8 protein-coding genes are annotated in these 6,911 nt (G+C 49.0%); all 8 read left to right on the top strand.

Annotated features, from left to right (window positions below):
• Positions 1–158: 158 nt before the first annotated feature.
• The 8 genes from P1P89_21405 to gdhA all read left to right on the top strand — a co-directional run bounded on the left by P1P89_21405 (position 159) and on the right by gdhA (position 6,579).
• Positions 159–887, top strand: coding sequence for a hypothetical protein (locus P1P89_21405; protein ID MDF1594074.1), 729 nt, complete (start codon positions 159–161; stop codon positions 885–887).
• Positions 888–906: 19 nt separating this feature from the next.
• Positions 907–1,545, top strand: coding sequence for a hypothetical protein (locus tag P1P89_21400; GenBank protein MDF1594073.1), 639 nt, complete (start codon positions 907–909; stop codon positions 1,543–1,545).
• Positions 1,546–1,562: 17 nt separating this feature from the next.
• Positions 1,563–2,612, top strand: a complete 1,050-nt coding sequence (locus tag P1P89_21395) for a 2-dehydropantoate 2-reductase (protein ID MDF1594072.1) — start codon at positions 1,563–1,565, stop codon at positions 2,610–2,612.
• 22 nt (positions 2,613–2,634) lie between these two features.
• Positions 2,635–3,057, top strand: coding sequence for a 4Fe-4S binding protein (locus tag P1P89_21390; GenBank protein MDF1594071.1), 423 nt, complete (start codon positions 2,635–2,637; stop codon positions 3,055–3,057).
• Positions 3,005–3,364 (top strand): hypothetical protein, encoded by a 360-nt coding sequence (locus tag P1P89_21385; protein MDF1594070.1) that lies wholly within the window; start codon positions 3,005–3,007, stop codon positions 3,362–3,364. Before P1P89_21390 ends, P1P89_21385 begins: the two co-directional genes overlap by 53 nt.
• A 19-nt stretch (positions 3,365–3,383) precedes the next feature.
• Positions 3,384–4,025, top strand: a complete 642-nt coding sequence (locus tag P1P89_21380; protein ID MDF1594069.1) for a hypothetical protein — start codon at positions 3,384–3,386, stop codon at positions 4,023–4,025.
• Positions 4,026–4,215: 190 nt separating this feature from the next.
• The gene (locus P1P89_21375; GenBank protein ID MDF1594068.1) at positions 4,216–4,929 is read left to right on the top strand and encodes a GAF and ANTAR domain-containing protein; all 714 of its coding nucleotides are present in this window, start codon (positions 4,216–4,218) and stop codon (positions 4,927–4,929) included.
• A gap of 300 nt (positions 4,930–5,229) precedes the next feature.
• Complete coding sequence (gdhA, locus tag P1P89_21370; GenBank protein ID MDF1594067.1) at positions 5,230–6,579, top strand: NADP-specific glutamate dehydrogenase; 1,350 nt, start codon at positions 5,230–5,232, stop codon at positions 6,577–6,579.
• The last annotated feature ends 332 nt before the right edge of the window (positions 6,580–6,911 follow it).

Here is a 6,911-nt window from a genome sequence, read left to right as displayed (position 1 = left end):
AGGCGCTTTCATGCTTAAGTTGATATTTTTAAATTGATTTAGTTAGCCCTATTTAATGTTATTTAATAAATGAGTGGTCCCTTAGACCAGATGGTTATTGCGTTTAAAACCATTTGAGCGCACCTAACGTTTTGAAAGATTCATGAAAGGGATGTATAATGATTATTGATCAGGAAACGTGTAGCGGGTGTGCTGAATGTGTGTTTACCTGTACGGTTCAGGCGATCAGCCTGAATGAAGACAAGGCCGAGATTGATAGGGAGCAGTGCGTTGAATGCGGCAATTGCCTCAGAATCGCGGAGTGTCCCACCAGTGCACTTCAGCAGGATGAACTTACCTATCCCCGGGTCTGGCGCAAATATTTCAGCGACAATCAGCAGCGATGGCCGGACAATGTGCGTTTTTCAACCGGATACGGACGCGGCACGGAGGAATGTAAGACCAACGATCGAACTGGAAGATTTAAAAACGGTCAGATCGGCGTGCTGGTCGAGCTTGGGAGGCCCGGTGTTACGGCAAGTTTTGCCGATGCTGAAAAAATCGTTCAGTCTCTGATTCAAGCGGGTTTTGAAATGGAAGAAAAATCTCCAATTTCCGCCCTGCTGAAGGATAAAAAGTTGGGGCTTTTTCCGGAGGAAGTCAGAGGTGAACGCGTCCTTTCCTGTATCGTCGAAGGGAAAGTAAAGATCGAGGACCTTGAAACAGCGCTAACGGCTGTTACCGAGGCATCCAAAAACATTGATACGGTTTTCAGTCTGGGCCTGGTTACCCGGCTGCAAGACGGCTTTACTTCGACGATCGCCCCGGTCCTTGAGAAGCTGGGGTTGCAAACCCGGCCGAATGCAAAAATAAATCTCGGTTTGGGCAGGCCGCTCATCGAAGATTAAGAGAAAGGAGCTATAGATCATGAGTCATGCAGGGCATCGTTACGGAACCATTGAAGAACTTCAAGATGATTATAATATCCTGGTCAAGCCGAATAAAGATCTGGATGATGTCAACGAACAGACAAAGGAAGACACCATCCGTAAAACGCGTGAAATGGCGGATATCGCCCAAAAAAACGGTGCGGTCAACCTGGGGCGTAAGATCGGGTGCACGGGAAGAGGGGATGATTACGAAAAAGTAATGGGCTGGAAGAGCACCCAGGGATTTTACTCCGCATTTACGGATAAAAACAATATCAAGGAGATATTAAAAGAATATAAAAAACTGGATTACGGCATATCGGTGGTGGCCGGCGGTTTGATCGACGAAATATTCGGCATCTGCAAAGAGATCGGATTAAAACCGCACACGATACTCTATTCACTGGGTGTGTGGGGCAAAACGGAATTGCTGCCGGACAGGGAGCATTTAAAGATCACCACCCGCTGCGGTCATCACATGGTCTCTGCGGAGATGATCGATCATTACGTTGAAAAGATTAAAGACGGCAGCATCACGCCGGAAGAAGCCGGCAGAAAGCTGGCCGGCCCCTGCGTATGCGGCATCTTTAACGTGCCCAAGACCGTAGCGGAAATAAAAAAAATGGCTGGAGAGTAATCAAGGAAAGGTGACGTATGAAAAAAAAGATCGTGATATTTGGTGCGGGCGCTGTGGGGGGCTATACAGGCGGGCGAATGGCCCAGGCCGGAGAAGATATCTTATTGATTGATCCGTGGGCGGAACACATCGATTGCATCAAGCGGGACGGTCTGCATCTCAGCACACCTGATGAAGCCCATACGGTCAAGGTACCGGCCATGCATCTGCATGAAGTGCAAAGCCTGGCAAAGAACCCGGTTGATATCGTGTTTGTCTCTGTTAAATCATACGACACCGAATGGGCGGCAGCCATGATGAAGCAGTATTTGAAGCCCGACGGATTTATCGTGTCGCTGCAGAACAGCATCAACGAAGAGCGCATTGCCGGGATCGTCGGATGGGGCAAAACTGTGGGGTGCATCGCCAGCGGCATCAGTGTGGATTTATATAAGCCGGGGCACATCAAGCGAACCCTGGGACCCGGCGCAAAGGGAAAGCTGGTTTTCCGGTCGGGAGAGGTCCATGGACGCATGACCGAGCGGGTAGAGCATATAGCGGAAATGCTGAGTGTGGTCGACGGGGCTAAGGTAACCACCAATCTCTGGGGTGAAAGGTGGACAAAGCTTGTGGTCAATTCCATGAATAACGCCGTTTCCGCGGTAACGGGGCTGAACAGCAAGATGATTGTGGAACAGGAAGCGCCGCGGATGTTATCCATACAGCTGGGCGCCGAGGCGGTTCAGGTGGGGATGGCACTGGGATATGATCTGGAGAATATACGGGGTATGACGGCCGAAACGCTCATGGCCGCCGGCAGGGGTGAACAAAAGGCAGTGGCGGAAATTCAAGATAAAATGCTTGAAACCACAAAGCATCGTACCGAAGAAGGCCGCCCGTCAACCGCCCAGGATATCCGCAAAGGGCGCCGCACCGAAACCGACTTTATCAACGGTCTGGTCGCCCAAAAAGGGAGGGAAGCCGGCTTGCCGACCCCTGCCAATGAAAAAATCACGGCATTGATGAAACGGCTGGAGAAGGGCGAACTTAAGCCGAGTCCTGAAAATATTGTCGGTATTTTAAATTGACGTTTTGTAAGAGGAATAACATATGATCATTGATCAGGAGATCTGCAGCGGGTGCGGCGAATGCGTCTTTACCTGCACCCTTGATGCAATCTTTCAGGGGGATGATACGGCCGATATTGATCGGGAGAAGTGCGTGGAATGCGAGAATTGCCTCAGGGTGGCGGGATGCCCCACCGGAGCGCTGCAACAGGATGAACTCATCTGGCCCAGGATTATACGCAAATACTTCAGCGACAATCAGTTTAAATGGCCGGAGGGCATGCGTTATACCACCGGCTCCGGACGGGGAACTGAGGAATGCAAGACCAACGATCGCACCGGCAAATTCAAACACGGGTATGTCGGCGTTGTTGTTGAACTGGGCCGGCCCAACAGCGGCACCTATCTCTATAATGCCGAAAAAAATCATTCAAACGCTGATGGAAGCCGGCGCCGAGATGGGTGAAAAGACCCCCATGACCGCCCTGATCAGCGATAAAGAAAAGGGATTGCTGCGTGAAGATATCCGCAGCGAACGGGTTCTATCCTGTATTATTGAAGGTAAAATACAGCTGGATAATCTCGAAAAAACCCTTATTTTGCTGAAGAAAGTTTCAACTGAAATCGATACGGTCTTCAGCCTTGGCCTTGTTACGCGCATGATCGACGGGTTTGAATCGCCCATTGAACCGGTTATCACTAAAATGGGGATAGACGTCAGACCCAACTCCAAGATTAACCTTGGGTTGGGGAGGCCCCTGTGTGAGGACTAACGGAAAGGAGTTGTGAATTATGACCCACTCGGCCCACAGATTGGCTAGTGTAGACGAACTCAAAAAAGATTATGTCTTGTTCGTGAGGCCGGCAAAAGGATTTGATGATGTCGATGACGAGACCATCGCAAAAACCCTTCACCAGACAAGGAAGCTGGCGGACATTGCCTATACCCACGGGCCGGTGAACATTGGCCGGACCGGCGCCAATTGTACTGCCCAGGGTGACGATTACGAAGCCATTATGTGCAAAAAGAAGCTGAACGGGTTCATGTCGGTATTTACCGAAAAAGCGAAATTCAAAGCCGTATTGACAAAATTCAAGGAAATGGATGCCGGCTACTCCGTTGTCGCCAGCGGCCTTACCGAAGATATTTTTAGTGTCTGCAAGGAGATTGGTTTAAAACCGCATACCGTGCATTATTCACTGGGAGTATGGGGGAAAACGGAAATTTTACCCGAAACGGACCATTTAAAGATCACGACCCTTTGCGGCCATAGCATGGTGCCGCCCAAAACGATTCGTCATTATGTCGGAAAAATCAAGAACAATGAAATCACCATCGAAGCGGCCGCAAAAATAATCGCCAAACCCTGTCCCTGCGGGATTTTTAATCCTGCCCGGACGATTGAAGTTTTAAAAAAAATGACGGCCGAATAACGGATCGATAGAGAACCGGTGGCGGAAGGTTTTGACAGCAATAGCGGCTTTTCATTGAATATCCCCGGATTTAAGAAATTGGGTTGAAATCCGGGGTGTTTTTGTTATATGGATAAGCCATCCTTTTTGAAAAAGTTCAGCTTTGCTATTTTTGTAACTGTGTTTAATCCACGACAAGATTGCGGGTATCATGGATAGGGTCACACCGGACATATACGACAAATACATAAAGGCTCTGATGGATATCAGTCAGGCCATTACGTCGGACCTGTACCTTGAAGATATCTTGAAATTGATTGTCATGGTGACGGCCAAAGTGACCGGCGTGGAAATTTGTTCATTGTGGCTCATCGACGAAGACACAACGCCACCCATCATCCGCCTGAAAGCCACCCAGGCCATCGAACCGGATTATGTCAAGGACCGGGCCCTTAAAATGGATGAAGGCGTGGTTGGGTATGTGGCAACCACCAAACGCCCGCTGATTATCCCCGACGTCCTGAAAGAGCCCCGGTTTAAGGAAAAAGAAATGGCCAGAAAACTGGGGCTGGTTTCCATGGTGGGGGTGCCGCTGCAGAACAGAGACGATAATATTATCGGCGTGCTGAACTGTTTTACCACCGAACCCCATGAGTTTTCCGAAACCGAGGTCAATCTGATCACAACGGTGGCAAACCAGGCCGCCATGGCAATCTTAAACACCCAGTTGATGGTAAAAACCAAAGTCATTCAGGAAGAGCTGGAAACCCGTAAACTGGTGGAGCGGGCCAAAGAGGTCTTGATGCAACGACGAAAATTAAGTGGTGAAGAGGCCTATCGCTGGATTCAAAAACGCAGCATGGACACCCGTAAATCCCTCCGCCTCATCGCAGAAGCCATATTGCTTTCCGAAGAGCTGCAATAATTATTCCTTATTACAAATAGTTGTTGTCTTTTCAATAAGCTTGCCGGTTCATAAAAAATATCTTGACAAACCCTTTATACAACTATAAACCTCACTGAATTCAAACAGATGAATCTTTGTACAATAGCGTGCAGAGATAAATTAAGTTGATGATTGGACAAGGGCGTCTTTTCTCTTAATGGATAAGGCGCTTTTTTGTTTTTAATATATACCATTAAAATTGACGGCCGAAAATTTCAATGCGTGATAAACTATCATTGATTCGATTAATAAAAACATTAAATCTACAGGAGGTTGTTCATGACAAGCATTTTGAATCTGATAAAGGATAGAGATCCGGGTGAAAAAGAATTTCATCAGGCGGTGGAAGAGGTGATCGAATCGGTTCAGCCGGTGCTGGACCGAAATCCGCAATACCGCCAGGACGCCGTTTTGGAAAGGATTACGGAACCTGAAAGAACCATCATCTTCCGGGTTCCCTGGATGGATGACCAGGGGCAGGTACGAGTCAACCGTGGTTTCAGGATAGAAATGAACAGTGCCTTGGGGCCTTATAAGGGCGGCTTGCGTTTTCATCCTTCGGTAACCCTGAGCATTCTAAAATTTCTGGCATTTGAACAGACTTTCAAAAACGCACTGACAACGCTGTCCATGGGAGGAGGGAAAGGAGGTTCGGATTTTGACCCCAAAGGCAAATCCGACAATGAAGTCATGCGGTTCTGTCAAAGCTTCATGGCCGAGCTTTTCCGTCACATCGGCCCCAACACGGATGTCCCTGCCGGGGATATCGGCGTCGGCGCCCGGGAAATCGGTTATCTTTTCGGTATGTACAAGAAATTGCGCAACGAATTTAGCGGCGTATTAACCGGCAAGAGTCTGGGGTGGGGCGGCAGTCTCATACGACCGGAAGCAACCGGATACGGAAATGTCTACCTTGCCGCTGAAATGCTGGCCAGCCGCAACGATAGTTTTGAAGGTAAAACCTGTCTGGTGTCCGGTTCCGGCAATGTGGCGCAGTACACAGCGGAAAAAACCATCGAGTTGGGCGGTAAGGTGCTGACCCTTTCGGATTCATCCGGTTATATTTATGATGATCAGGGTATAGATAAGGCGAAACTGAATTTTGTGATGCGGCTGAAGAATACCCGGCGCGGTCGAATTAAAGAATACATCGAGAAATATTCGGAAGCGGTTTATACCGAAGCCGAAACTTCATTAGATTATAATCCGCTCTGGAGCCACAAGGCGGACTGCGCCTTTCCCTGCGCAACCCAGAATGAAATCAACGCCAAAGATGCCGCCAATTTGATGAAAAACGGGGTGGGCCTGATTACGGAAGGCGCCAACATGCCGTGTACGCCTGAAGCGGTCAATATATTTTTAGACAAGAAGATTCTTTATGCGCCGGGCAAGGCTTCCAATGCCGGGGGCGTTGCGGTATCGGGCCTGGAAATGGCCCAAAACAGCATGCGGCTGAACTGGCCCAGAGAAGAAGTCGACAACCGCCTGAAAATGATTATGAAAAACATCCATCAGACCTGTCTGGATGCAGCGGCTGAGTATGGTGAGCCTGGTAATTATTTTGTAGGCGCCAATATCGCCGGTTTTGTAAAAGTCGTTAATGCCATGCGGGATCAGGGGCTGGTGTAATCTTCTATCCTGAAGTTTTAAAATCCCTCACCCCCCCTTTAATAAAGGAGGAGAAGAATTCTCCCTTTAATAAAGGGGGTAAGGAGGCTGTCCGACAACTCCCTCTCCCTTCAAGGGAGAGGGAGCCAGTTCCCTCCCCATTTTAGGGGGAGGGTTAGGGTGGGGGTCATTACTCCATATCCGGTCGTGTTTCAGAAATAAACATCAACCGTTCCGGATGTTCTTCAAACATATCGACATATTGATGGGGCAGCGCCCGCAATAACGGCGCCAGGGGCATACTGGCCGGCAGTCGAGGACGCTCCGGACGAGACGGCGCTTTCAAACGGGTT

This window comes from Desulfobacterales bacterium, assembly GCA_029211065.1.
GTDB lineage: Bacteria > Desulfobacterota > Desulfobacteria > Desulfobacterales > JARGFK01 > JARGFK01.
Note: the sequence above shows the minus strand (reverse complement) of the source record. Positions and strands in the feature narration are given on the sequence as shown.

Excerpts from the sequence above, each read along its gene's own strand:
- P1P89_21405 (MDF1594074.1), top strand. The coding sequence starts at position 159 with ATGATTATTGATCAGGAAACGTGTAGCGGGTGTGCTGAATGTGTGTTT.
- P1P89_21380 (MDF1594069.1), top strand. The coding sequence starts at position 3,384 with ATGACCCACTCGGCCCACAGATTGGCTAGTGTAGACGAACTCAAAAAA.
- P1P89_21375 (MDF1594068.1), top strand. The coding sequence starts at position 4,216 with ATGGATAGGGTCACACCGGACATATACGACAAATACATAAAGGCTCTG.
- P1P89_21385 (MDF1594070.1), top strand. The coding sequence starts at position 3,005 with ATGCCGAAAAAAATCATTCAAACGCTGATGGAAGCCGGCGCCGAGATG.
- P1P89_21395 (MDF1594072.1), top strand. The coding sequence starts at position 1,563 with ATGAAAAAAAAGATCGTGATATTTGGTGCGGGCGCTGTGGGGGGCTAT.
- P1P89_21390 (MDF1594071.1), top strand. The coding sequence starts at position 2,635 with ATGATCATTGATCAGGAGATCTGCAGCGGGTGCGGCGAATGCGTCTTT.
- P1P89_21400 (MDF1594073.1), top strand. The coding sequence starts at position 907 with ATGAGTCATGCAGGGCATCGTTACGGAACCATTGAAGAACTTCAAGAT.
- gdhA (MDF1594067.1), top strand. The coding sequence starts at position 5,230 with ATGACAAGCATTTTGAATCTGATAAAGGATAGAGATCCGGGTGAAAAA.